Annotated in this window: 22 protein-coding genes and 1 pseudogene; 7 read left to right on the top strand and 16 right to left on the bottom strand. The window is 67.0% G+C overall.

Features of this window, described 5'->3' with window-relative positions; genetic code table 11:
- Positions 1 to 14: 14 nt before the first annotated feature.
- The 13 genes and pseudogenes from FND50_RS13125 to FND50_RS13065 form a co-directional block, all read right to left on the bottom strand.
- Entirely contained in the window at positions 15 to 392 is a 378-nt protein-coding gene (locus FND50_RS13125; RefSeq protein WP_144286058.1) for a hypothetical protein, read from the bottom strand.
- A 30-nt stretch (positions 393 to 422) separates the two neighbouring features.
- Positions 423 to 1610 carry an MlaD family protein gene (locus FND50_RS13120; protein ID WP_144286057.1) on the bottom strand — a complete coding sequence of 396 codons (1188 nt, stop codon included), beginning with the start codon at positions 1608 to 1610 and terminating at the stop codon, positions 423 to 425.
- Positions 1607 to 2656, bottom strand: coding sequence for an MCE family protein (locus FND50_RS13115; RefSeq protein WP_144286056.1), 1050 nt, complete (start codon positions 2654 to 2656; stop codon positions 1607 to 1609). Before FND50_RS13115 ends, FND50_RS13120 begins: the two co-directional genes overlap by 4 nt.
- On the bottom strand, positions 2653 to 3744 hold the full coding sequence (locus FND50_RS13110; protein WP_260850978.1) for an MCE family protein: 1092 nt from the start codon (positions 3742 to 3744) through the stop codon (positions 2653 to 2655). The genes FND50_RS13115 and FND50_RS13110 overlap by 4 nt, the downstream gene beginning before the upstream one ends.
- Entirely contained in the window at positions 3741 to 4781 is a 1041-nt protein-coding gene (locus FND50_RS13105) for an MCE family protein (protein WP_144286054.1), read from the bottom strand. Before FND50_RS13105 ends, FND50_RS13110 begins: the two co-directional genes overlap by 4 nt.
- Positions 4778 to 5794 carry an MCE family protein gene (locus tag FND50_RS13100; protein WP_144286053.1) on the bottom strand — a complete coding sequence of 339 codons (1017 nt, stop codon included), beginning with the start codon at positions 5792 to 5794 and terminating at the stop codon, positions 4778 to 4780. Before FND50_RS13100 ends, FND50_RS13105 begins: the two co-directional genes overlap by 4 nt.
- The gene (locus FND50_RS13095; RefSeq protein WP_144286052.1) at positions 5791 to 6843 is read right to left on the bottom strand and encodes an MCE family protein; all 1053 of its coding nucleotides are present in this window, start codon (positions 6841 to 6843) and stop codon (positions 5791 to 5793) included. The genes FND50_RS13100 and FND50_RS13095 overlap by 4 nt, the downstream gene beginning before the upstream one ends.
- Positions 6843 to 7703, bottom strand: coding sequence for an ABC transporter permease (locus FND50_RS13090; protein ID WP_144286051.1), 861 nt, complete (start codon positions 7701 to 7703; stop codon positions 6843 to 6845). The genes FND50_RS13095 and FND50_RS13090 overlap by 1 nt, the downstream gene beginning before the upstream one ends.
- Positions 7703 to 8512, bottom strand: coding sequence for an ABC transporter permease (locus FND50_RS13085; protein WP_144286050.1), 810 nt, complete (start codon positions 8510 to 8512; stop codon positions 7703 to 7705). Before FND50_RS13085 ends, FND50_RS13090 begins: the two co-directional genes overlap by 1 nt.
- 63 nt (positions 8513 to 8575) lie before the next feature.
- On the bottom strand, positions 8576 to 10168 hold the full coding sequence (gene fadD5, locus FND50_RS13080) for a fatty-acid--CoA ligase FadD5 (RefSeq protein ID WP_144286049.1): 1593 nt from the start codon (positions 10166 to 10168) through the stop codon (positions 8576 to 8578).
- 126 nt (positions 10169 to 10294) lie between these two features.
- The gene (locus FND50_RS13075) at positions 10295 to 11086 is read right to left on the bottom strand and encodes an enoyl-CoA hydratase (RefSeq protein ID WP_144286048.1); all 792 of its coding nucleotides are present in this window, start codon (positions 11084 to 11086) and stop codon (positions 10295 to 10297) included.
- Positions 11083 to 12072 (bottom strand): nitronate monooxygenase family protein, encoded by a 990-nt coding sequence (locus FND50_RS13070; protein ID WP_144286047.1) that lies wholly within the window; start codon positions 12070 to 12072, stop codon positions 11083 to 11085. The genes FND50_RS13075 and FND50_RS13070 overlap by 4 nt, the downstream gene beginning before the upstream one ends.
- Positions 12073 to 12498 (bottom strand): annotated as a pseudogene (locus tag FND50_RS13065) (3-hydroxyacyl-CoA dehydrogenase); the annotation flags it as partial.
- A 437-nt stretch (positions 12499 to 12935) separates the two neighbouring features.
- Between FND50_RS13065 and FND50_RS13060 the strand changes: the two are divergent.
- Positions 12936 to 14174, top strand: coding sequence for a TetR/AcrR family transcriptional regulator (locus tag FND50_RS13060; RefSeq protein WP_144286046.1), 1239 nt, complete (start codon positions 12936 to 12938; stop codon positions 14172 to 14174).
- A gap of 38 nt (positions 14175 to 14212) precedes the next feature.
- Here FND50_RS13060 and FND50_RS13055 read toward each other — a convergent pair whose 3' ends face one another.
- Both FND50_RS13055 and FND50_RS13050 read right to left on the bottom strand, forming a co-directional pair.
- A complete protein-coding gene (locus FND50_RS13055) occupies positions 14213 to 15145 on the bottom strand; it encodes an oxygenase MpaB family protein (protein WP_144286045.1) in 933 nt (310 codons plus the stop codon).
- Between the two features lie 23 nt (positions 15146 to 15168).
- Positions 15169 to 16701 (bottom strand): aldehyde dehydrogenase family protein, encoded by a 1533-nt coding sequence (locus tag FND50_RS13050; protein WP_144286044.1) that lies wholly within the window; start codon positions 16699 to 16701, stop codon positions 15169 to 15171.
- Positions 16702 to 16857: 156 nt separating this feature from the next.
- Here FND50_RS13050 and FND50_RS13045 point away from each other — a divergent pair, with 156 nt between their 5' ends.
- Together FND50_RS13045 and FND50_RS13040 are read left to right on the top strand one after the other, a co-directional pair.
- On the top strand, positions 16858 to 18000 hold the full coding sequence (locus FND50_RS13045; RefSeq protein ID WP_144286043.1) for an acyl-CoA dehydrogenase family protein: 1143 nt from the start codon (positions 16858 to 16860) through the stop codon (positions 17998 to 18000).
- A 47-nt stretch (positions 18001 to 18047) separates the two neighbouring features.
- Entirely contained in the window at positions 18048 to 18743 is a 696-nt protein-coding gene (locus FND50_RS13040; protein ID WP_025432228.1) for a GntR family transcriptional regulator, read from the top strand.
- Between the two features lie 28 nt (positions 18744 to 18771).
- On the opposite strand, the gene FND50_RS13035 is transcribed toward FND50_RS13040, so the two are convergent.
- Positions 18772 to 19707 carry a triacylglycerol lipase gene (locus FND50_RS13035; protein WP_144286042.1) on the bottom strand — a complete coding sequence of 312 codons (936 nt, stop codon included), beginning with the start codon at positions 19705 to 19707 and terminating at the stop codon, positions 18772 to 18774.
- A 232-nt stretch (positions 19708 to 19939) separates the two neighbouring features.
- Here FND50_RS13035 and FND50_RS13030 point away from each other — a divergent pair, with 232 nt between their 5' ends.
- Genes FND50_RS13030 through FND50_RS13015 form a run of 4 tightly spaced genes read left to right on the top strand, consistent with a single transcriptional unit; the run spans position 19940 to position 24334 of the window.
- On the top strand, positions 19940 to 20377 hold the full coding sequence (locus tag FND50_RS13030; RefSeq protein ID WP_144286041.1) for a chorismate mutase family protein: 438 nt from the start codon (positions 19940 to 19942) through the stop codon (positions 20375 to 20377).
- Complete coding sequence (gene pabB / locus FND50_RS13025) at positions 20377 to 22449, top strand: aminodeoxychorismate synthase component I (protein WP_065490294.1); 2073 nt, start codon at positions 20377 to 20379, stop codon at positions 22447 to 22449. Before FND50_RS13030 ends, pabB begins: the two co-directional genes overlap by 1 nt.
- Positions 22446 to 23378 (top strand): prephenate dehydrogenase, encoded by a 933-nt coding sequence (locus tag FND50_RS13020; RefSeq protein WP_144286040.1) that lies wholly within the window; start codon positions 22446 to 22448, stop codon positions 23376 to 23378. Before pabB ends, FND50_RS13020 begins: the two co-directional genes overlap by 4 nt.
- Entirely contained in the window at positions 23375 to 24334 is a 960-nt protein-coding gene (locus tag FND50_RS13015; protein WP_054245390.1) for a diiron oxygenase, read from the top strand. Before FND50_RS13020 ends, FND50_RS13015 begins: the two co-directional genes overlap by 4 nt.
- Positions 24335 to 24373 lie beyond the last annotated feature (39 nt).

Below are 24373 nucleotides of genomic sequence, written 5' to 3'. Positions count from 1 at the left end.
CGTATTCCCGGACGTCAGAAGAATCTGATGCCGGCCAAACGGCGACGCGCCGCGGTCGCGGGGGTCAGCAGCCAGTCGACCGTCTCGACGATCCGGCCGACGCGCAGCAGTAGCTCGTCGAGGTCCTGTTCGGTGGCCGCCAGCGACCCGACGACGCCGTCCACCGACCGGACCGTGCCGGCGAAGGTGTCGAGCCCGTCGGCGAACTTGTCCAGCAACGCGTCGAACCTGCCCAGCACACGGGTGAATTCGTCGAGGGACGTCCCGATCTCGTGTGCCACGCCGTCGACGCGGCCGATCGTGACGTCGGCATTGAGTGCGGCCTGAGTGAGCCTCCTGATACGGCCGGCCGTGTCGACGCCGCCCGCCGCCTCACCCGTCGGTTTACTCATCGATGGTCTCTCCTCGGCTCGTGCACGGACCTAGCGCGGGGTGTGCCCGGTGAGTGGCGGCTCGATCACCAGCGGATCGTCCGCAGCCGGTGGTCCGTAGACGCCGCCGTTCCTCGTCGCGTTCGCCTGACCCAGGTTGTCCGGTCGTGGCACGTTCACGGCACCCCGCTGCTCCAGGTACTGCTGCGACTGGCACGTCCAGTCCAGTGCGGGCTGACTCGGTTCCGCGTCGGTCACCAGACGGCGCGGGGCGTCGTAGACGCACATCGGTCCCTGCGTTCCGACCAGGAGTAGGTCGGCGAGTCCGCCCTTCTCGATCGACGCGATCTTCGGCAGCGCGCCGGGCATGATCGTCAGGCCGTAGTCGAGGGAGGGTGTGCGGTCACCGACGATCTGGGTGGGGAGAACCAGATTCGCCATCAGCGCACCCAGTGAGTCCCGATTTCCGGACAGCAACGCGTCCAGGCTCGCCATCGTCTGCGGCGAGCGTCCGAGCAGGTCGACGAGGGCGGAATCGTGGGCCCGCAATTGCTCGAGGACGCTCCGCGCCGTACTCGCCGATTCCGGCAGAGCCGCGGTGAGACCGTCCGCCGTGTCGAGGAGCGGCATGCCCTTGTTCACGATGGTCGACAGTGCGTCGGTGCGGGTTTCGAGTGTCCGTGCGATGTCGGCGGAACTGTCGAGCAGGTTCTGCAGGTCCGGTCCCGTGCCCCCGAAGGCGGTGCCGAACGTATCGGCCAGGGAGGACAGAGCGGTGACGTCCATCGAGTTCACGAGGTCCGTGGTCTCGACGAGGGTCGCGTCGAGCGAGCGCGGGATTCCCTCCTCCGGAACCTCGACGACGTCTCCGTCCGCGAGGTACGGCGGGTCCGCGCCGTCGGGCATGATGTCGAGCGCCTGGATGCCGATCGCGTTCTCGGTGGTGATCTTCGCGGTCGAACCGGCCGGCACCTGCGTACCGGGATGCAGTTCGATGCCGAGGACGACGCCCGTCCCTTCGGGGTTCACATCGACGGAGCTGATCGTGCCCACTCCGACGCCGCGATAGTTGACGGACGCTCCCTGGGCGAGGCCTGCGGCGTGGTCGAGCCGGGCACTCAGGTGAATGGGAGTTCCGAACGTGTCCGGGCCGGCGACATACCGCAGCCCGAACAGAATCGCGGCGATCGAGATCACGAGGAACAGGACCAGCTGCGCCACCACGTGACGTGTCATCATCGGACGCCTCCGCCGAGTACCTCGGGCAGCGTGCGGGCTTCCGGCACCTCGAGCGGAGCCGATCCGGTGAGCAGCTTGGCGATGACGGCGGTGACGTCGAACGTTCCGTCGAACGTCGTGTAATCGCCGGGTGTGGCCGCGGCGAATCCACCCAGGAACGTCGCCACCGAATTCAGTGTCGGCGCGAGTTGCGACTCGAACCCGTCGAGCGCCGTGAGTACGGCCCCCGCGTCGCTGATCTCGGCCGACAATTCGGATCCGGCGCTGCCGAGGACGTGCTGCGCCTCGCGGCTGAGACGGGACGCCTCCCCCATCAGCGCGACGATCTGATCTCGTTGCGACACCAGGAGATCCACCGCCGGCGCCAGACCGGTCATCGCCCGGTCGAGGATCGGTTGCCCGGCAGCGAGTTCCGCTGCGAAGGCATTGGACGCCACCATCGCCCGGTCGAGTTCGTCCCGGTGGTCGTCGACGACCCCCAGCGTGTCGTTCAGCATGTCCACCAGTTCCCGGACCTTGTCCGAGCGGCCCGTGAAGGCGACGGTCAATTCGTTCATGATGGCGTGCATCTGGTCGATGCCGCTGCCGTTCAGCACGGTGGCCAGCGCGGCCAGGCCGCTCTCGATGTCGGGACCGCGCGACGTCCGATCCAGTGGGATGGTGTCGCCCTCGCTCATCGGCGCGCCCGCCGCGTCCCCGACGTCGAGCCGGACGAAGGGATTGCCGAGGGCCGTGGGCAATTCGATCCGGGCCGTCGCATCCTGCGGTATCGGGACGTCGTCGCGGATCCGCATCTCGATGTTTGCGGTGAAGTCCCGGGTCGACACGTCCGAGACGCGGCCCACGACTTCCTGGCCCACCCGGACCTCGGCGCCCGGGACGACGCGATCGACTCCGTCGAACTGGGCGGAGATCTGATACGACGGACCTTCCGGCGAACGGCCCACCGACAGATCCTGCAGGCTCAGCGAACACCCTGCGGCGGGCAGGGTCACACCGACGATCAGTGCCGCCGTCAGCGACTTCGTTCTCGTCCGGATCGTCATCGTCCTCCGACCATGAGTTCGCGCAGCCCGAACGGGTCGGACATGCTGGGCGGAAACTGAATCGGGTTGGTGATTCCCGCTCCTCGGCAGAGGATCGGATCGACCACCGCGCAGAGCGGGGACGTCGGCTCGGCTTGCGCCAGGTTCGTGGAGATGTTCAGTCTGATGCGGGCACGCTGGTCCGGAGTGACCGCACGCTGGATGTTGTCGATCAGCAAGGGCACCAGGTCCATGATCTCGGCGAGGTCGGTGTCGTGCCTCTGCAGCACCTCGCTCACGCCCGCGAGGTTGTCGATGCCGGCGGCGACGTCGCCGCCCCTGGCGGACACGAGTTGGTCGATCTGGTTCAGGAGCGCGGACAACTGGTTCACCGTGTCGCCGATCGCGAACTTCTGGCCGGCGAACTCGTCCCCGATCGCGGTGAGCGAACCGGCCAGTGAATCGACCTGCGCCTGACGCGAAGAGATCGTGTTCACGAGTACCTCGAGGTTGTCGACGAGCGCTCCGACATCCGCACTGTTGCCCGCGACCACCGAACTCGCTTGCGACAGTGTGCGGATGGCGTCGTTCATCGCGGGACCGAGGCCGTCCGTCGACGCGGCGGCAGCGGAGATCGCGGCGCCGGCGTCGCCTCCGTCCGGGCCGAGCGCCTTGACGACGGTGTCGACGCTGTCCATCAGCTGGTCCCAGGTGATGGGCGAATGACTGCGTTCGGGTGGAATGGTCTGCCCACTCTCGAACACCGGGCCGCCGGTGTACGCGGGACCGAGTTCGACGAAGCGCTCACCGATCGCGGACGTCACCAGCACGTACGCGTTCGCGTCCGCGGGGAGCACGACGTCCGACGCGACGGACATCGTGACCATCACGGTCGCGCCTCTCGGCTCGACCGCCTCGACGGTGCCGACCGGAACCCCGAGTACCGAGACCGTGGTGCCGGGGAACACGCCGTTGACGTAGCCGAATTTGGAATGCACGACAGTGGACGACGTGCGGAAGATCAGCAGCCAGCCGGCCACGACGACCGCCACCACGAGGGCCAGCACGCCGCCGATCCCGGCGGCCCGGCGCGTGATGCCCGCGTTCACGAGCACCCCGTGATCAGCCCGACGACGCAGAGCAGATTGTCGGCGATCACGGCCGACGGCGCCGAGACGTCGGCCCAGTCACCGGTTCCGGTCGCGTTCACGAGTGCCCTCGCGGCCGGTGCACCCGTGGTCAGGAGCGCGTCGAGGTTCGCGAGGTTCGCCTGCAACCGGTCCGTCACCTGCCTCGCGTTCGCGAGCAGTGAATCCAGCTCGGCGGTGTTCTCACCCAGGAACTGGGATGCCTGTGCGACGAGCGCCTGGAGATCGTCGACCATCTGGCGGATGGCCGCACGCCGGGTGGCGAGCGTGTTCATCACGATGTCCGCGTTACCGAGCAGGGTGGTGAGCTGATCCTGCTGACCGACCAGCACGTCCGTGAGGGTCCGCGAGCTGTCGAGCAGTTGCGTGACCTGGTCGGCGTTCTTCGCCAGGATCGCGGACGCCGCACTCACCCCCGCCAGTGCCTCCCGGTTCAGGTTCGCTTCCTGCGGCAACGTCTCCGTCACGACAGCGAGCATCTTCTGCAGTCCCCCGAGGTCGAGTTCGTCCGCCGTCTCGATCGCGGACGACCCGATGTCGTCGAGCGAGTACGGGACGCTGGTGCGGCGGAGTGGAATCACCCCGTCGTCCCCCAGGTCTCCCGGCCCCGACGGCGCGACGTCCAGATAGCGCTTGCCGAGGATGGTCGACAGCTTCACTCCCGCGGACGTCGTCGATCCGAGGTGACGCTCGCCGTCGAGCCGGAAGTGCACGACCACGTGATCGCCCGCCAAGTCCACTGCGGTCACCCGGCCGGCGGGGACCCCCGCCACGTTCACGTAGTCCGAATCGGTCAGGCCCGCAGCGTTCGCGAGTTCGGCCGTGTAACCGTCGGTCCGCACGGCGAAGCTCACCCGCGGGATCACCAGAACCAGCGCCAGCACCAGAGTTGCCGCGAGGATTCCGGCGATCCCGACGATCAGCGGGTTGACGGGCCGCAGTCGCTGATTTCCGGCCAGCGAGTCCCAGACGTCGCGCACCTTCTCGGTGACACTCATTGGCAGTACCTCGAATGCAGATCGGGACCGAGGACACCTTCGCGACCGTCGACGTTGACGATGAAGGTGCACAGGTAGATGTTGAGCCACGAGCCGTACGAGCCCGAGCGGTCGACGGACGAGAAGAACTCCGGCATGGCCACCATCAGGTGATCGAATTCCGGGTTGGCGCCCAGCATCGCCCCCGTCAGCGAGTGAAGTTGTTTCACGGTGCGGCCGAGCTCCGGGACGCGCCCGTCCACGATCTGCAGCGCCGAGCGACTCACCGCCGCACTCTGATCGAGGGTGTCCAAGAGCACCTCGTTGTTCTCGGCGAGCATTCCGGTGAACTGGGTGAGGCTGTCGACGAGGTGGGACAGCTCGGGACCCCGCGCCGCCGCCGTGCCCACCACCACCTCGAGGTTTCGGATGAGATCACCGATCAGCTGATCGTGGTTCGCCAGGTTGCCGGTGACGTCCGCCACCCGGCGCAGCAGAGTTTCCATGCTCGTCTTCCTGCCGTCGAACACGGCGACGACTTCGGTGGCGAGTGCGTTGACCTGTTTCGGGTCGATGGCGTCGAACAGTGGCTTGAATCCGTTGAAGAGACTGGTGAGATCGAGTGCGGGCGACGTTCGGTCGAGCGGGATCGTGTCGCCCTCCTCGAGCGTGCCCTGGCCCGACGGCCCGGCCGCGAGATCGAGATACCGGACCCCCAGCAGGTCGCCGTATCGGATGGCGACGCTGGTGTCGGCGGGAAGTTTCTGATCGCGCTGCACCTCGAAGTCCACCAGGGCGGTGGCACTTCCGGCGGTGCCGTCGACGATGTCGATCGAATCGACGCGTCCCACCCGCACACCGGCGATGGTGACGTCGCTGCCGGGAGTGACCCCCTGGGCGTCGGTGAACAACGCGGTGTACGTGACGGTCTGCCCCTCGACCGGGACCCGCAGCGTGTTCACGACGAGCACTGCCGAGAGGATGCCGAGGACGGCGAAGATCGCCAGTTTGATTGCCGAGTTCCGGACGCTCATCCTCCGCCACCTCCCCCGCAGTTCGGTCCGTTCATGCCGGGATACTGCGGGCAGTCGGCCGACGTGTAGGGCCGCGGGTTGGACAGGTCCGCGGCAACGCGGACCGCGAACTTGCCGGTGGAGAAGACGGCGGCGCCGGACTCGCCGAACGGGCCTGCCTCGTCGAGGGTGGCCCGCAGCAGATCGGACTTGCTGGCCATGGTGCCCAGGGTCGGCGAGACGTTCAGGGCCACCGCGATCATGTTGTCCGCGTTCTGTTCCAGGACGTCGCCGGAGTTCCTCGAGACGACGAGTGAGGCGGCGAGGAAACCGGTGAAGCTGTCGGTGTTCTCGACGAGAGTGCTCGACAGGGACACCGCGGCGTCCATGGTGGCGAGGACGTCCGGTGCGGCCGCGGCCAGCTGCTCACTGATCCGGGCGATCTGTGGCGTCCGCTCCGCGACCGACTCGACGAGAGGCGCGGTCGACGTCGCCACCGTGTGGAGGCTGTCGATGGTGTGCCCCAGCTGCTCGCCGCGGCCACGCAACGCGTCCGCGACGGCGCTGAGTGCGGCCTGCATCTGCTCCGGCTTCACCCGCGACAGCATGTCGTAGACCTTCGAATACAGGTCGTACATCTGGACGGTATCGGCCGAGGTGTCGGGTTGCAGCCGCGCGCCGGCCTCGAGTCGGGCGCCGCCGGTTCCGGCGGTCGACACCAGCTCTACGGTCTGGTCACCGAACAGCGTGCGGGGCACGACCCGCACCTGCACGGACGCCGGGATGTGACGCATCTGTTCCGGGCGGAGACTGATGTCCATGCCGGTCTCGTTCATTCCGGGGTCGACACTCGACACGGTCCCCACGGTCGCCCCCTTGTAGGACACCGTGGTGTGCGACTTCACGGCACCGGCGTCGGCCGGAAGCGTCGCTGTCACCACCGGATCGGTGACGATCGCACCGGTGCCGAAACCGACCAGCAATGCCGATCCCAGGATCAGGACGGCCACTCCGATCACCCCCCGCACGGCGAGTGCGCCGGTGCCCGGTCCCCCCGGACGGCCGCGCATCACGGCAACCCCAGTGCGGGGGCGGACGGGACGAGGCCCCACAGCGAGAGCGTCAGGAGCAGGTCGACGATGCCGATGGCGAGGATGCTGGTACGCAAGGCGCGTCCGGCCGCACGGCCGACGCCCTCGGGGCCGCCGTACGCGTGGTACCCGTACGAGCAATGGACGAGCGCGATGATCGTCGCGAACACGACAGCCTTGACGAAGGAGTACACGACGTCGGTGGGGGTGAGCATGAGATGGAAGTAGTAGTCGTAGGTTCCGGCCGACTGCCCGCCGAATGTGACGATCACCAGCCGCGAAGCCAGGTACGACGACAGCAGGCCGACGATGTACAACGGGATCACACAGATCAGGCACGAGACGAGTCGTGTGCTCGCGAGGAACGGCAGCGACCGGATCGCCATCGCATCCAGCGCACTGATCTCCTCCGAGATTCGCATGGCGCCGAGCTGGGCGGTGAACCCGGTTCCGACCTTCGCCGCGAGCGCGATGCTGGCGATCACGGGCGCCAGTTCGCGGGTGTTGAGGATCGCCGACAGGAGTCCGGACAGCGATCCCATACCGAGCAGGTCCAGTCCGCGCAGCCCCTCGATGCCCACCTGCGTCGCGGCGACGGCGGACATCGCGAAGACGACGCCGATCGCGCCGCCGCCGGCGAGCAGCGTGGCGCCGCCGAAACTGATGTCGCCGATCTGACGCATGATGTGCCGCCAGTACTTGACGATCGCGAGGGGAACTCCGGCGATCACACTGCCGTAGAACGTGAATTCCCGGCCCAGCCCCGTCATCAGGTCGAGGGGCTGGCGGGCCCGGGTCCGCACCCAGTGCCCGGCGGGCCATCTGGCACTCACGACCATCAGTAACCACCTACCGGGACGACGAGAACGGAATAGAGCTGACTGAGCACCGTGTTGACGATGAAGACCAGGATGAAGGCCAGGACGACGGCCTCGTTGACGGCGTCGGCGACACCGCTGGGTCCGCCCTTGGCGTGCAGCCCCTTGAAACTGGCGACGAGCGCCGATGTCACCGCGAACGCCATCGATTTGACGAGGGCGACCACAAAATCCGACAACCGCGTGTACTGGGACAGTGCGGTGAGAAAGCTTCCCGCCGAACTGTTCTGGACGACCACCTGGAAGAGGAAGCAGGCCGACACTCCGACGGCGGTGACCATCGCGCACAGTGCGACGCCGACGATCACCGCCGCGAGCACTCGCGGGACGACGAGCCGCTCGATCACGTTGAGCCCGAGGACCTCCATGGCCTCGACCTCTTCGCGGATCGTCCGCGAGCCGAGGTCGGCGCAGATCGCGGACCCTCCGACCCCGGCCAGCATCAGCGCGCAGACCAGGGCGGACGCCTGCCCGACGATCACGAACCCCACGACCGCCCCGGTGTACCCCTCAGCGCCGAGCTGACCGGCGAGGCTACCGATCGTGACCGCGATGAGGACTCCGATGGGGATCATCAACAGCAGGGCGGGCGCCGACGTGACCGACGCGATCCGCCAGGCCTGGTCCAGCAGTTCCCGCCAGGCCAGCTTGCGCCGCACCAGAACTCGCAGCGCGGCCACCGTAGTCGCGATCGAGAATCCGATGAGTGCGCCGACTTCGTTGGCGAAATGACTCACGGGCCCTTTGGCGGGTGGCAACTCGAATGTCACGCGGTCCTCCCCCGTTGCCGGTCACCGCAGAGCGGCGACCGGCTCGAGATGTTCGATACGGGGTCAGACGACCGCGACGCCGGTTGCGCCGTGGGCCTTTCGGAGCTCGCCTTTGACGACCTTGCCGCTGGCGTTGCGGGGCAGTGCGTCGACGATCACGACGTCTTTCGGGTGCTTGTACCGGGCAAGCTTGTCGTCGAGCCACGCCGCGAGTTCTTCCACGGTCAGGTCGGATCCCTCGTCGTCGAGTGCGACGACGGCGACGGGCACCTCGGTCCACTTGGGATCGGGCCTGCCCACGACGGCGGCCTCCCGGATCCGCGGGTGTCCGAACAGGACGTTCTCCACCTCGGCGCAGTAGATGTTCTCGCCGCCGGAGATGATCATGTCCTTCTTTCTGTCGACGACGTAGACGAATCCTTCGTCGTCCTGCCGCACCAGATCTCCGGAGTGGAACCACCCACCGGCGAACGCATCCGCCGTGGCGGTCGGGTTCTGCCAGTACTCGAGCATCATCGTCGGTCCGCGGTAGACGATTTCGCCGACGGTCCCGGGTGCGACGACGTTCATGTCGTCGTCCACGACGCGCGTCTGGATCGTCGGGATCGGTTTGCCCACCGAGCCCAGCTTGCGGATCGCGTCGTCCCCGTCGAGGACGCAGGTGATGGGCGACATCTCGGTCTGCCCGAACACGGCGACGATGAGCGCCCGCGGGAACGTGTCCGCCATGGCGCGCAGCACCGTATCCGATGCGGGCGCCGCACCCCAGCTGATGACACGAAGGGCGAGATCGCGACCCCGGACGGTCGGGTCGGCGCAGACGGCCTGCCACTGCACCGGCACGAGGAACACCGTCGTGATCCGCTCCTGCTCCCACACGTCGAGCATCTCGGTGGGGTTGAACGCCTTGAGCGGGTGAATCACCGTGGTACCGCCCAGCATCAGCATCGGGGCGACGGAACCGAGCGCGGCCACGTGGAAGACGGGGGACGCGAGGAACCCGATGTCGTCGCCGCGGTCGTAGCGCATCGCGCGGATACAGGTGATGGATTGTCCGACCATGTTCGAGTGCGACAGCACCGCACCCTTGGGTGTACCCGTCGTTCCGGACGTGTAGAGAATCAGGGACGGTGTGTCCTCGGGCAGATCGACGGGTGCATACGCCGGGCCGGCCTCCGACACGAGTTCTTCGTAACCGAGCACGTCGGCTTCCGAGTCGGCGCCGATGTTCACAACCAGGCTCAGTTCGGGAACGTCCTGACGCACCGCCGCGACCAGCGGTGCGAGCGCGGGCTCGGTGAACACCGCACGAGCCCCGCAGTCACGGGCGATGAACGCGACCTCGGGCGTGGTCAGCCGGAAGTTGACGGGGACCGCGATGGCACCGAGGGCATTGATCGCGAGAACCGCTTCGAAGAATTCGGTGCGGTTGAGGGTGAGCAGCAGAACACGGTCGCCGAAGTTCACACCTCGGCGGGACAGCGCGCCGGCGAGCGCCTCCGACCGGTCGTGCAATTCGCGCCAGGTCGTACTCTGGCCGAGAAAGCGGAACGCGGCCTGATCGGGCTTCATCTCCGCGTGCGACGCAACCCAGTTGTTCCAGTGGTTGCGGCGGGATTGCAGTGGCTGCTCCAGCAGCTCGCTACGTGACGACATGTGGTGGTGGTCCCTTCGCTGTACTCGTGCCCGGCGCCCGTCCGTCCGTTCGGACCTGCACCGAGCTGTGACGAGTATTACAGATCTCGACGTCTACCGGAACAGTTTTGTTAACCGCAATTCGCATCAGCTCCGGAAGTTCGGAGCGCGTTTCGCGAGCATCGCGGTGACGCCTTCGACGAAGTCGGGGGCCTGCAGCAGTTCCGCCTGGCCCGCCTTCTCGCGGTCGAGTGATGCGTCCAGAGCTGTGAGCGTCGCTGCGGTGAGTGCCCGCTTGGTGAGTTCGATGGCCCGCCTCGGACCACGAGCGAGCCGGGCCGCCACGGCATCGACGTGCGCGGCGAGTTCGTCCGGAGGGAGGACGCCGGCGATCAGTCCGTCCCGCTCCGCCTGTGCGGCGGGTAAGCGCTCTCCGAGGAGAGCCATCCGGGTAGCCCGTGCCCGGCCGATGGACGCCGCGATCAGCGCGCTGGAACCGCCGTCGGGCATCAACCCGATGTTGACGAACGCGAGGAGTAGATAGGCATTCTCGGAGGCATATGTCAGGTCGGCCGTCAGAGCGATGGACGCCCCGACTCCCGCGGCCGCCCCGTTCACCTGCGCGATGACCGGGACCGGCAACTCGACGATGGCACGAACCACCCTGTTGGCGGAGTCCATCACCACCTCCGCGGGCGCTTCCCGGCCTCCGGCCGCGGCGGCCGCCGCGAGGTCCGCGCCCGTGCTGAACGCCTTGCCCGCCCCCGCGATGATCACGACGCGAACCGAGGAGTCCATGGCGGCTGCGGTGAGCACGTCGCCCAGCGCCGTCATGTGTGCCAGGTCGAGGGCATTCATCCGGTCGGGGCGGTCGATCGTGATCCGGAGGACCCCGGCCTCGTTGACGACGCGCAGCCCGTCGACCGCCGGCGCGGTCACGACACCGCTCCGATGCGCGAGTCGACCGTGCGCGCGAGCCGCCCGGTGATGATCGATTCCGCCTCCGCGACCATCCGGGTCACGAGTTCGCGCACGGTCGGGATGTCGTCGATCAGGCCCTGACTCTGTCCCGCGGTCCAGATTCCGGCGTCGAGATCGCCCATTTCGAACACCGTGCGTCCCCGGGCTCCGGCGACGAGATGCTGGATGTCGGCGAATTCGCAGCCACGGGACTCGATGTCGACCACCTCGGCGCTGACCGCGTTGCTCGCGACGCGGGCGGTGTTGCGAAGCGATCGGAAGATGAGTTCGGTGTCGCGTTCGGTGTTGGCGACGATCTGTTCCTTGACGGCGTGTGCCACCGGGGATTCGACCGTGCACATGAATCGGGTGCCCATGTTCACGCCGTCGGCGCCGAGTGCGAGCGCGGCGACGAGACCGCGCGCGTCCGCGATACCGCCGGACGCGATCACGGGGATCGTGAGCTTTCGGGTGGCGGCCGGGATCAAGATCAGGCCCGCGACGTCGTCCTCACCGGGGTGGCCTGCGCATTCGAAGCCGTCGATGCTGACCGCGTCGACACCGACCTGTTCCGCCTTCACCGCGTGCCGCACGCTCGTGCACTTGTGGATCACCTTGATCCCCGCGTCCTTGAGGTGCGGGAGGTGGTCCACGGGATTGGAGCCGGCGGTCTCGACGATGCCGATTCCGGAATCGATGATCGCCTGGCGGTACTCGGCGTACGGCGGCGGGTTGATCGACGGGAGGATGGTGAGATTCACGCCGAACGGTTTGTCGGTGAGCTCCCGTGTGCGGGCGATCTCCGCGACGAGATCTTCGGGGGTCGGCTGGGTGAGCGCGGTGAGAAATCCGAGCGCTCCCGAATCGGCCACGGCCGCTACGAGTTCGGCACGGCCGACCCACATCATGCCACCCTGGACGATCGGGTGCTCGACACCGAAGGCCTCGGTGAATTTCGTCCTCATTCAGTTCACCTCTTCGAACGTACCGCCGGTGGCGGCCTTGTCCAGCAGTAGTTGGGGTGGGAGGAATCGGTCCCCGTACCGCGCGGCGAGAAGCTGCGCCCGGGAGACGAATCCCTGGATCCCGCCCGGGTACTGGTCGATGTAGCGGGCCACGCCGCCCGTCCAGCCGGGGTAGCCGATGCCCAGAATGGAACCGACGTTGGCGTCGGTGGTCGATTCGAGCACCCCCTCTTCCAAGCAGCGGACCGTCTCGACGGCTTCGATGAAGAGCATCCGCTCCTTGATGTCCTCGAACGGAATCTCGGTGCGCGCACCGTCGCGCCGGAACGTCTCGAGCCCGGACCACAATCCGACGCGCTTACCGTCCGCGTACTCGTAGAAGCCGGCGCCCGTGGAGCGGCCCTTGCGGCCGAATTCGTCGATCAGTGCCGGGTCCAGATTCGGATTCCGGACCTGGATCTCCTCGATCAACCCGACCGCCAGGTCGATGGGCTTGGTGCCGTGGAGGGCACCGTTGCTCTTGCCCCGTCCACGAGGGGTTCCGATCGCGTCGAAGATCAATTCCTGCCCGCTCTGCCGGGTTGCACTCATGATCCAGCTACCTCCGATAGTTCGAAATGTGACATCCAGGAGCGCACGACCGTCGGGAGACCGCGGACACATGCGAATTTCGGTTAACTTATTCCGCCTGTTCCTCACGTGTCAATACCCCCACGACACCTTGGCGGCCGGATTCACCGGCATTTTCCGAGAATGCGGCGTGACGATTTCTCCGAACGCAACCCTCAGCCGAACAGACGATGCGAAAGTCTCGGTTAAGATGATCGACAGTTAAACTGGCAGATGACTGCCGATTACTGGAGGTGACCGTGGCTCGGACCAGCACGACGGCCGGTGCCGCCACCGAACGGCCGATCCGCCGTCGCCCGAAGAACCGCAAGGCCCAGATCGCGAACGTCGCTGCCGAGGCCTTCAGCGAGCGCGGCTACCACGCGGTCGGCGTCGACGAGATCGCGGCCACCATCGGGATCTCCGGCCCCGCCCTCTACCGGCACTACCCCAACAAGTACGCCCTGCTCGTACACGCCGCCACCACGACAGCCGACGCACTGCAGGCGGCAGCGGACGGCGCCCTCGACGGCATGGCCGAGCGCGAGCCCGGCGACCGACTCGACCATCTGATCTCCGCGCTCGTCGCGAACACCATCGAGAACCGCAAGGTCGCCGGACTCTACCGTTGGGAGGGCCGGTACCTCGAGGCCGAGGATCGCACGCGCATCCGCGACGTCTTCGTTCACGTCACCCGATGCGTGGCAGACCCGCTGCGGGAACTGCGACCCGAACTCACGTCCGTCGACGCCACGACGCTGGGGGCGTCGACGCTGAGCGTGATGGGGAGCATCAGCGCTCACCGCACCACTCTCGCGACGCGCCGGCTCGACGCGCTTCTGAAGTCGGCGTGCGAATCGATCCTGCGCGCGACACTGCCTCCCGCAGTCCCGACCGAAGGAAGGAACACGGGCACAGGTGCGGTACGCGGCCTGGCGGTGACGTCCAAGCGTGAGTTGCTGATCAACGAGGCCGTGAAGATCTTCGACCGACACGGCTACCACGACTCGAGCATCGAAGAAATCGGCGCCGCGGCCGGCATCAACGCGTCGAGCGTGTACCGCCACTTCCCCAGTAAGGCCGACCTTCTCGCAGCGGTGTTCTACCGCGCGTCCGACCGGCTGGCCGTGGCCACCTCGGCGGCGCTGTCCACCGCCACCGGCCCCGAGGATGCGCTCCGCACACTCGCCGAGTCCTACCTGGAACTCTCGTTCAGGAACCCGGAAGTGCTGTCGGTGTACTTCGCGGAAATCGGGAACCTCCCGAAGAACGAGCGGACCAATCTCCGCAACGTGCAGCGCCTGCACGTCGAAGAGTGGGTCCACCTGGTGACCACCGTGCGCACCGAACTCTCGGCTCCGGAGGCACGGTTCCTGGTACACGCAGCGCTGGGACTGGTGCTCGACATCGGCCGACTGGTCCACTTCGACACCCGCGAGGAGTCGCGTGCGCGTCTCCACACCCTGATGACGGCGGTCCTACTGGGCCACTGAGGCTGTGTCCCTGGACGAGTCGCCCAGGGACACAGCCGTCACGCGGCCCGTCGCCGGGGTCCGCGGTGATTGTCGCTGTCCGCGCCCAGATCACGGGGACGGTAGCCCACCGGGTATCCGGGGTAGCTCCGGTTGTGCCGATCCCGTGCGGCCTTGGACTCCCGGCGTGGCGGTAGGAAGCGCACGAACCTTGCACGGACCCGCAGCGCACGGTCGGACGCGTTCTGCAGCCAGATCGGGGCGGCAGGAAACCCGAACGCTGCCAGCATCATCGGGTCGAGGAGCGCGTAGACCCCCTGCGCGACGAGCGGCCGGAGTGGCGCCGGAAACCAGGAACAGAACAGCTTCAGCGTGTATGTGCCGACGCGATGGTTGTCGTCGGTGTACCGGAAATGCTTCCGCTCGTAGTCGACTTTGAACCGGTAGAAGTCCTCGAAACTTTCGGGAATGTTCTTGATTCCCATTCGGATTCCCACCTGACGGTAGAAGTGGAAACACGCGAGACGCTCGTTCGGAGTCAGCCGCCGCCATCCGAAGCGGTCGATCCAGTCGATCGGCTCGTAGATGAAGGTGGTCAGCACGTACAGCATGTCGTCGTTGTCAATGTCGTACTTGCCGTGCATTCGGTTCACGACGCGCAGTGATTCGATGCCGCGCTCGGAGTCGTAGCCGTGTTCGACGAGTTCGGCCACCAGCAGTGCGGTGTCGTCGTACCTCTTCTGCGGCCGTTTCTCGAACTCACCGGTGCGCTGCAGCAGTTCCGAAATGGTGGGGACGCAGTATGTCCGGAACAGCGCGAACTCGAGCGACCGCTGATAGTCCCACGGAAACTCGTAGCCGGCCGTGATGCGATGGATCTCCTGGTGATCCCGGACCGGGTCGAGTTCCTCGATCCGCCGCTGCCAGCCGTGCCTGCCCCGCGGAACCCCGCCCGGCGCGCCGGAGTCGGCGCGCTTGGTCTTCATCAGCATGTGGATACCCTCCCGCCGCGTGATCAGCGTCCGTGCCGGTTCTTCAACATCCAGGCCGAGATCTTCATGTCCCGCGACTTGCGCTGCATGGTGAGCAGGTTCAGCGGAGCCGCGAATCTCTGCCGGGCGATGGACTTGACCCGGCTGAATTCACGCAGACCGTCCGCTCCGTGGATCCGGCCGAAGCCCGAGTCTCCGACACCGCCGAACGGCAGCGCCGCCACGCCGGCGAACCCGAGCACCGAACCGATCGTCACCACTCCGACCCTGAGTTTTTCGGCAGCCTGCATCGCCTTCGTCGCATCCCTGGTGAAGATGGACGCACCGAGCCCGAACGTGGTGCCGTTGGCCTTCGTGACCGCCTCGTCGAGGCTGGCGACCCTGTTGATGACGACCGTGGGGCCGAACGTCTCCTCGCGGATCGCGGTGCTGTCCTCGGGAACGCCGGTCAGCACGATCGGTCCGACGTAGCCGTCCTTGATGGATTCCAGTCCGCCGACCACAGCGGATCCGCCCTTGTCGAGTGCATCCTGGACGTGGCCGCGGACGACGTCGGACTGGCTGGTCATCGTCATCGGACCGTATGCGGCGTCCCGGGGGCCGGGGCGCAGGACCTTCGACTTCTCGGCGACCAGCCGGACGAACTCGTCGTAGACCGAGTCGACGACGTAGATGCGCTCGACGCCGGCGCACGTCTGTCCAGCGTTGCCCATCGCCCCGAACACCGCGAAGCCGGCGGCCTCGTCCAGGTTCGCGTCGGCGTCGACGAGCATGGCGTCCTTGCCGCCCGCCTCGACGACGAGGGGGGTCAGCGTTTCGGCACACGCGGCCATGACGCGCTTGCCGGTGGCGGCAGATCCGGTGAAGGCAATCTTGTCGACCCCGGCCGAGACGAGAGCAGCGCCGGTCGAGCCGTCTCCGGTGACCACCTGCAGTACGGGTTGGTTGGGGACGAGCGCCTTCCACTTGTCGGCGAGCCACACCGCGACCCCGGGGGTCAGCTCACTGGGCTTGAAGACGACGGTGTTGCCCGCCGCCAGCGCATAGGAGATCGACCCCATCGGCGTGTACACGGGGTAGTTCCACGGCCCGATGACACCGACCACACCCATCGGCTCGTATCCGACGCTACTGGCCTGGTTCGCGCTGACCAGGCCCGACGGCACCTTCCGCCGCTTCAGAACCTTGCCCGCGTTCTTCGCGGCCCAATCGAGGTGTTCGATGGCGAGCATCACTTCGAGGAGCGCGTCGTCGTACGGCTTGCCGGTTTCCGCGGCGACGAGCGCGGCCAGCTGCTCGCCGTCCCGGGCCATCGACTTCTTCCAGTCGAGGAGCCATTGTTTGCGGCCGTCGAACCCGAGGGCGTTCCACCACTGCGCGGCGGCGCGGGCCGCGTCGACGGCGTCGCGCACCTCCCGCTCCCCTTGGATCGGGTATTCGGCCAGGACGTTGCCGTCGCGCGGGTCCAGGGACGCGAACGTCTTCGGCGCCGGCTCCGTCCGGGCTGCGGGCTGCTCGCCGGCCGTCGTCTCGGCTGTCTCCGCCTGCTGTGGCATGGTCTGTCCTCCCTCGAGATCACATCAAATATATTTGATGTGATGTAATGTAGTGGACATCACAGTATGCGGCAGACCCCATCGCGGCAAGCCCCACACACTCACCTCCGGCCGACCGATTCGCCGGCCGAATCAACCATGAGGAGTCCCCCGGACATGAGCGTCGAATTCACCAGTGAACAGAAGGACTTCGCGGCGGCGATCGCCGATTTCTGCAAGCGCGAGAGCGGCACCCGCGAGCAGCGCGACAGGCTGACGAATCACGGCGAGCACAACCACAATCAGGACGTCTACGAGAAGATGGCCAAGCTGGGCTGGCTGGGCATCACCATTCCCGAGGAGTACGAGGGCTCGGCCGCCAGCCACGTCGACATGTGCATCCTCCTCGAGGAGGCCGCCAAGGGGATGGCACCCATCGGCGGCATCGGTCCCACCCTGATCACGGGCGGTGCCTACACCAAGTTCGGAACCGACGCACAGAAGGACATCGTGTTGCGCGGCATCGTGGCCGGCCGATCACAGTCCATCTCGATGTCCGAGCCGGAAGCCGGTTCCGACGTCGGCAACCTCAGCACCCGCGCGGAGAAGACCGCCGACGGCTGGGTGATCAACGGTCAGAAGACGTGGTGCTCCAACGCGCACTTCGCCGACAACATCCTGCTCGTGGCCCGCACCGGGCGCGGCGACGGCAAGCACGAAGGCCTCACGATGTTCCACGTCCCCGCCGATACCGCCGGGCTGAAGATCAGCGGCATCGACACGATGGGCGGCAAGGAGGTCAACGATCTCTACTTCACCGATTGCGTCCTACCCGAGGACGCGGTGGTGGGCGAGGTCGGCAACGGCTGGCGCCAGCTGATGACCGGCCTGAACTTCGAACGCCTGATCCTCGCCGCCATGATGCTCGGCACCGCGCAGCGCGCGTTCGCCGACACCCTCGACTTCGTCACCCAGCGCAAGCAGTTCGGGCGGCCGGTCGGATCGTTCCAGGCGTTGCGCCACCGCATCGCCGATCTCGCGACGGAGATCGAGTGCTGCAAACTGCTCGTCTACAGCGTCGCCAACGACGTCGACGCGAACCCGGACAAGATGCTGGCCCGCGAGGCGTCGATGGCCAAACTGAAGGTCACGGAGACGGCGAAGAAGGTCGCGCTCGAGGGCATGCAGATGATGGGAGGGTACGGCTACGCCACCGAGTTCGACATGGAGAAGCACGTCCGCTCCACCATCGTGTCGAGCATCTACGGCGGTACCAACGAGATTCAGCGCGACATCATCGGCAAGACCTACGGCTTGTAATCACCACCCGCGGTTTATGCTGGTTTGCCGCATCGAAGGAGTTCTCCATGGCATCGCCCTCCGTGTCACGATCCCCAGCGGGCCGCACCCTGCGCCGCCGACCCCAGCTGTCGGACGACGTCGCCGTGCACGTCCGCAACCTGATCATGTCCGGGGGCGTTCGCCCGGGTGACTTCATCCGCCTCGACGAGACCGCGGCGGACCTGGGGGTCAGCGTCACACCCGTCCGTGAGGCGCTCCTGACCCTGCGAGGGGAGGGACTCGTCGAACTGGTCCCCCACCGCGGGTACGTGGTCGCACCGCTCAGCCGGGACGACATCCACGACCTCTTCTGGCTGCAGGGGCAGATCGCCGAGGAACTCGCGGTCCGCGCAAGTCGGTCGGCCACCCCGGAGGCCGTCGAGGAGCTGACCGCGATCAACGAGAAGCTGCGACGCGCCGTCCAGGACGGCGACGCCGACCGCATCGAGGATCTCGAGTTCTCGTTCCACCGGGTCATCAACCGTCTCGCCGACGCGAGCAAGCTGTCGTGGTTCCTGCTCAGCGCCACCCGGTACACCCCGGTGCAGTTCTATTCGTCCGATCCGGCCTGGGGTGAGTCGGCGGTCGAGAGCCATCGCCGTCTCATCGCCGCGCTCGCCGACGGGAAGGCCGACGTGGTGGGTGCGGAGAACAAGGCCCACTTCATCGACGGCGCCCAGCGACTGGTCGCACATCTCGACGAGGTCGGCATCTGGGACTGACCGGCACCACCGGTGCCCGGCGCCGGGGTCAGCACGGTGCGAGGTTGCGCTCTCCATAGGTCGGGTCCAGCGCCCGCTGGATGATGTACACGGCCCGCGCATCGGTGGTCAGCTGGATGTGTTCGGCCGTGTTCGTCTCGCAGCCGTCCTGGAGCCAGATGTTGTGCACGACGGCACCCGGACCGGCCGTCAGGAACGTGTTCTCCGGCGGGGTCGACACGGTGTCGCTGCGGCTGGCGACCACCGTGTACTCGATGCCCGGGTCGGTGTCGCCGCCCGCGTTGAGGAGCTGGAGGAAGGGCGAGCCCACCATCTGCTGGATGTAGGACGGTCCGACCGCGACACCGGCGAGAGTCGTGACCGGCACACCCAGTGCCTGCGCGATCGCACCGAGCGACTGGACGTCCCCGAAGCTGGTGCCGTGGTTGGTGGCACCGAGTGTGACGAGCGAGTGCACCTTGTTCAGCGCGGGGTTCGTGCGGTCGGCGCCGCCGACGAACCGCAGGTACTGGCGGGACACCGTCCCACCGAGCGAATGCCCGATCATGTCGACCTGCGAAGCGCCGGTGATGGTGCGGACCTGGTCGACGAATCCGGCGAGCTGCTGCGCGGACTCCGCGATGTCGGCGCCGCCGAACATCCGCATCAGGTTGCCCTCGGTCAGACCGGCGGCCTGTCCGTAGTTGAGGGCGAACACGCAGTATCCCTCCGCCGTGAGCGCCGGCGCGAGGTCCTTCCATGTTCCCACCATGCCGGTCCAGGTGCCGTGCACCAGCACGACGGGACGCGGATGCGCCGCGGACGGCTTACAACTCCAGTCATTCGCCCCCGGCAGCACCGACAGGTCGGCCGCGGGTGCGGGTTCCGCTTCCACGGGATCCGCTGCCGCTGGTGCCACGCCGCAGAGCATCACGATGCCTGCCAGCGCGAACAACAGGGCCCTACCGGCCGACGATCTGCGCATATTCCTCGTATCCTGAGTTGACGGAAATAGACTTCAGGTTACGTTACCCAACTGTCCATCAAAGTCTCAACCTGAGATCGAGACTCTGGGGGGGGTGATAACCCACACGGTTCGTCTTCGACTGATCACGGACAGCCCCCCGGCCATCCGGAAGGCTCACCGAAACGAACCACTAACGACACACGATAGTCGGGATGAGAAAGCTACTGCCAATCGAGTGAGTGGGGCGATTATGTATTTCTCCGTAGAACAGCGGGACGGCGACGATTCCGGAGAGCATTCTGACGCCTCGGCGCAGCAGGCACTCGAGGGTCTGCGCGCGGAACTCGACGCCGTCGACGCAACCCTGCTCGAAGCGGTGCGGCATCGCTTGGAGGTGTGCCTGCGCATCGGCGAATTGAAGCGCCGCGAACACATCGCCATGATGCAGCCAGGCCGGATCCACATCGTCCACGAACGGGCGCGGCAGTACGCGGACAGCCACTCACTCTCCCCGGAGTTCTTCGACTCGCTGTACGACCTTCTCATCGCCGAGACGTGCCGGCTCGAGGACCTCGTGATCAACAGGGAGCCCGCCGACGAGGGCCCCCACCACAACGGACACCACAACCACCGTGACAACCATCACGTTCGTCGCAGTTCCGCGGCATCTGCGAATGTCGAGTCGTGATGAGTACCCGGACGCTCTTGGTCGACAACTACGATTCGTTCACCTACAACCTGTTCACCCTGCTGGCCGAGGTGAACGGTGAGCCCCCGACGGTCGTGCACAACGACGTGGAGTGGGATTCGATCCCCTGGTCCGACTTCGACAACATCGTCATCTCCCCCGGCCCCGGACGCCCGGAGCGGCAACGAGACTTCGGCATCAGTGCGCGCGTCATCACGGAGACCGAACTCCCCGTCCTCGGCGTGTGCCTCGGCCATCAGGGACTGTGCCAGCTGTTCGGGGGCAGCGTGGTTCTCGCACCCGAACCGATGCACGGCCGCGTGTCCCTCGTCGAACACGACGGTTCCGAACTCTTCGCCGGCATTCCGTCACCGTTCCCGACCGTCCGCTACCACTCGCTGATCGTCGAGGATCTCCCCGACGACCTCGAGGCCACCGCCTGGACCGCCGACGGCCTGCTGATGGGTGTCCGCCACCGGACTCGTCCGCTGTGGGGCGTCCAGTTCCACCCCGAATCGATCAGCACCGCGTTCGGTCACGAACTGCTCGCGAACTTCCGCGATCTCACGCAGACGCATTCCGGGACACCCACGCACGGGTCCATGCTGAGAATCCCGATTCCCCACGCGCCGTACGTGGTCCAGCAGGTGCGCGTCGATCACGAAGTCGATCCCCGCACCACGTTCGAGGATCTCTTCGCGTCCGGACCCAACGCGTTCTGGCTGGACGGGACGTCGGCCTCGGAACCGACGTCGCGATTCACCATCATGGGCAATTGTTCCGGCCCGCGCGCCGAGTACATCACGTACGACGTCAGCGAATCGATCGTCCGGATCACCCGGGAGGGGTTGCCGGTCGAACAGGTGCACGCACCGTTCTTCGACTACCTCGAGCGGCAACTGCAGGCCCGGTCGGTGCCCGGTCTCCCGGGTGTGCCGTTCGGCCTCGGCTACGTGGGGTACCTCGGCTACGAACTGAAGGCCGAGACCGGCGGCACGGCGGCCCACAAGTCGCCCACCCCCGATGCCGCGCTGGTGTTCGCCGACCGCGCCGTCGTCATCGACCATTCGGGCGAGCGCACCTACGCGCTGTGCCTGAGTGACCATCAGGACGATCCGGAGTTGCGCCGCTGGCTCGACGAGATGGAGGTGGCGCTGCATCGGCTGGCCGAGCCGGACAACCCGCCGACCGCGGTGTCGCCGATCCGGAAGCCGGAGTCCGCCGAACTCGCCCTGCGCCACGAACACGACAAGTATCTCGAACACATCGCGACCTCGCTCGGTGAGATCCGGACCGGTGAGTCCTACGAGGTGTGCCTGACCAACATGGCGACGGTGGACCAGTCGATCGATCCCCTGCACACGTTCGAGTTGCTGCGCTCCATCAGCCCCACCCCGTACAGCGCGTACCTCCAGTTCGCCGGACTGTCGGTACTCAGCGCCTCCCCCGAACGGTTTCTCAGGATCGGCGCGGACCGGGTGGTGGAGTCCAAGCCCATCAAGGGGACGCGCCCGCGCGGCGCGACCCCCGCCAAGGATGCGGCGCTGCGGCAGGACCTGCTCGACAGCGAGAAGGACCGCGCCGAGAACCTGATGATCGTCGATCTGACGCGCAACGATCTGGCCCGGGTGTGCGTTCCCGGATCGGTGCACGTTCCCAAACTCTTCGACGTCGAGACGTACGCGGCCGTGCATCAACTCGTGTCGACCGTGCGCGGGACCCTCAGCGCGGATGCCTCCGTCGTCGAGTGTGTTCGCGCCGCCTTCCCGGGCGGATCGATGACGGGCGCCCCGAAGATCCGGACCATGGAGATCATCGACCGGCTCGAGTCCGGGCCGCGCGGTGTGTATTCCGGGTCGATCGGCTACTTCTCACTGACGGGGACGGCCGACCTGTCGATCGTCATCCGCACGATCGTCGCCACAAACACCGAGGTGACGTTCGGTATCGGTGGGGCGATCACCGCCCTCTCCGACCCGGAGGAGGAGTTCGACGAGGCTATGGTCAAGGCCGCCACCATGTTGCGGGCACTGACCGTGACGGCAGACCGGCCGAACGAGATCGGGCCGTGAACGTCCCGGCCGCATCCGCCCGGACCGTCGCGCTGATCGGCGGTTCCGGCGATGTCGGCCGGATGCTGGCGGCTCGGCTGCGTGCCGACGGAAACACGGTGCGCACCATCGACATCCGATTCTCCGACCGATCCGACCCGGATCAGGTGAAGGGCGACGTCACCGACCCGTCGCCCGAGCTGCGGGCGGTGGTGAACGCTGCCGATGCGGTGATCCTGGCGATCCCCGAAAGCATCGCGCTGGAGGCGATTCCGTTCGTCGTCGCGGAGTTGGCCGAACACGCCCTGCTGGTCGACACGCTGTCGGTGAAGTCCCGATTCGACGCCGCCCTGCGCGACAGTGCGCTGCGCACCGGTGCGGTGGGCATCAACCCGATGTTCGCGCCTTCCCTCGGACCGGAGGGCCGCCCCGTCGCGGCGGTGACCTACCGGGACAGTGGTGAGGTCGAGTGGTTCCTGTCGGTGCTGTCCGGCTGGGGGTCGTCGGTGGTCCGTCTGGACGCCGAACACCACGACCGGCTCACCGCAGCGACCCAGGCGCTGACACACGCCGGCGTCCTCGCGTTCGGCCTCGCGCTGGCGGACCTCGGTGTCGACGGCGCCGAACTCACCGCGGTGGCGACCCCTCCCCATCTCGTGTCGCTCGCGCTCCTCGCGCGGGTCGGCGGAGGCGTCCCGGAGGTCTACCGGGACATCCAGGCGGGCAATCCCTTCGCGGGCGAGGCCCGCCGCGCGCTCGCCGCGGCGCTGACCACTCTCACCGAAACCGTCGAGCGGGGCTCGGAGGACGATTTCGCTTCGCTCATGTCCCGCTCGACATCGGCGCTCGGCGACCGGAGCGAACCCCTCGCCCGGGTGTGCGCCGATCTCTTCACCGATCTCGTTCACATACAGCCGCAGTCGTGGGACAGGAACGGAGATTCGTCATGACGCCCCAGAAGACGCCCTCGCTCCCGGAGTACGACCCGGCGGATCCGGTGGAGAGCGCAGTCGTGTCCCGGCTCGCCCGGAACTGGGGTCAGCGGGCGACCGTGAAGAAGCCGGAACCGGACCTCGACGCGCTGTTCGACCTCGACAAGCAGGACTACCCGAACGAGTTGCTGCCCTTCGCCGATCACGATCGGTTCCTCGGCATGAGCGAGGAGCAACGGAACCAGCTCCGGGCGTGGGCCTGGATCGCATTCAACAAGAACGTCATGGACATCGAGCAGTACGTGGTCAATCCCGGGTTCGACCTCGTCGCGCACGACGCCCTGGACACCGGGCTCGGAGACACGTTCGCCGTGGCCGTCCACCAGGCGATGGTCGACGAGCAGTACCACACCCTCATGCACCTGAACGCGAGCGCGGTCACGCGCAGGCAACGCGGTTGGGCGATGCCGAACAACGCCCTTCCCGACGTCCTGACGTTGCGCCGACAACGCGCGGCGACGGCCGAGGCCGCCGACCCGAGGAAGCGGGCGATCACGACGTTCGCCTTCATGACGGTGGCGGAGATCTCGATCAGCTCCTACCTCGACCTGATCTCCGAGAACGACGTCATCCAGCCGGTCAACCGGGCGACGGTGAGGCTGCACAATCGCGACGAGTACTGCCACGCCTCGATCGCCGACGACATCGCCGGCGTCGTCTACGACACGCTGAGCCCCGACGACCGCCGCCACTTCCTGGACGGGCTGGTCGACGCGATGACGGCTTTCAGCAGCAACGACTACTCGACGTGGCACACCATCGTCGGACTCATGGACCTGGGCGGCGGTCAGGCGATGATCGACGACGCCGAACACGACACCCGCCGATCCGCACTGGTCCAGGATTTCGGTGGCATCCACAAGCTGTGCAAGCACCTCGGCGTCGCCGGCGAGATGTCCTTCGAGTGGGCCTGACTCCGCGGCGACGGGACAGACGGGGCCACGTGGTGGGAA

Origin of the sequence: Rhodococcus sp. WB9, assembly GCF_007558985.1 — a bacterium.
Lineage (GTDB): Bacteria > Actinomycetota > Actinomycetes > Mycobacteriales > Mycobacteriaceae > Rhodococcus_F > Rhodococcus_F opacus.
Note: the sequence above shows the minus strand (reverse complement) of the source record. Positions and strands in the feature narration are given on the sequence as shown.

Coding starts and splice junctions, on each gene's coding strand:
- FND50_RS13030 (WP_144286041.1), top strand. CDS start 19,940: ATGTATTTCTCCGTAGAACAGCGGGACGGCGACGATTCCGGAGAGCAT.
- FND50_RS13070 (WP_144286047.1), bottom strand. CDS start 12,072: ATGAGGACGAAATTCACCGAGGCCTTCGGTGTCGAGCACCCGATCGTC.
- FND50_RS13055 (WP_144286045.1), bottom strand. CDS start 15,145: ATGCTGATGAAGACCAAGCGCGCCGACTCCGGCGCGCCGGGCGGGGTT.
- FND50_RS13040 (WP_025432228.1), top strand. CDS start 18,048: ATGGCATCGCCCTCCGTGTCACGATCCCCAGCGGGCCGCACCCTGCGC.
- FND50_RS13100 (WP_144286053.1), bottom strand. CDS start 5,794: ATGAGCGTCCGGAACTCGGCAATCAAACTGGCGATCTTCGCCGTCCTC.
- FND50_RS13090 (WP_144286051.1), bottom strand. CDS start 7,703: ATGGTCGTGAGTGCCAGATGGCCCGCCGGGCACTGGGTGCGGACCCGG.
- FND50_RS13095 (WP_144286052.1), bottom strand. CDS start 6,843: ATGCGCGGCCGTCCGGGGGGACCGGGCACCGGCGCACTCGCCGTGCGG.
- FND50_RS13045 (WP_144286043.1), top strand. CDS start 16,858: ATGAGCGTCGAATTCACCAGTGAACAGAAGGACTTCGCGGCGGCGATC.
- fadD5 (WP_144286049.1), bottom strand. CDS start 10,168: ATGTCGTCACGTAGCGAGCTGCTGGAGCAGCCACTGCAATCCCGCCGC.
- FND50_RS13015 (WP_054245390.1), top strand. CDS start 23,375: ATGACGCCCCAGAAGACGCCCTCGCTCCCGGAGTACGACCCGGCGGAT.
- FND50_RS13115 (WP_144286056.1), bottom strand. CDS start 2,656: ATGACGATCCGGACGAGAACGAAGTCGCTGACGGCGGCACTGATCGTC.
- FND50_RS13120 (WP_144286057.1), bottom strand. CDS start 1,610: ATGATGACACGTCACGTGGTGGCGCAGCTGGTCCTGTTCCTCGTGATC.
- FND50_RS13125 (WP_144286058.1), bottom strand. CDS start 392: ATGAGTAAACCGACGGGTGAGGCGGCGGGCGGCGTCGACACGGCCGGC.
- pabB (WP_065490294.1), top strand. CDS start 20,377: ATGAGTACCCGGACGCTCTTGGTCGACAACTACGATTCGTTCACCTAC.
- FND50_RS13035 (WP_144286042.1), bottom strand. CDS start 19,707: ATGCGCAGATCGTCGGCCGGTAGGGCCCTGTTGTTCGCGCTGGCAGGC.
- FND50_RS13050 (WP_144286044.1), bottom strand. CDS start 16,701: ATGCCACAGCAGGCGGAGACAGCCGAGACGACGGCCGGCGAGCAGCCC.
- FND50_RS13105 (WP_144286054.1), bottom strand. CDS start 4,781: ATGAGTGTCACCGAGAAGGTGCGCGACGTCTGGGACTCGCTGGCCGGA.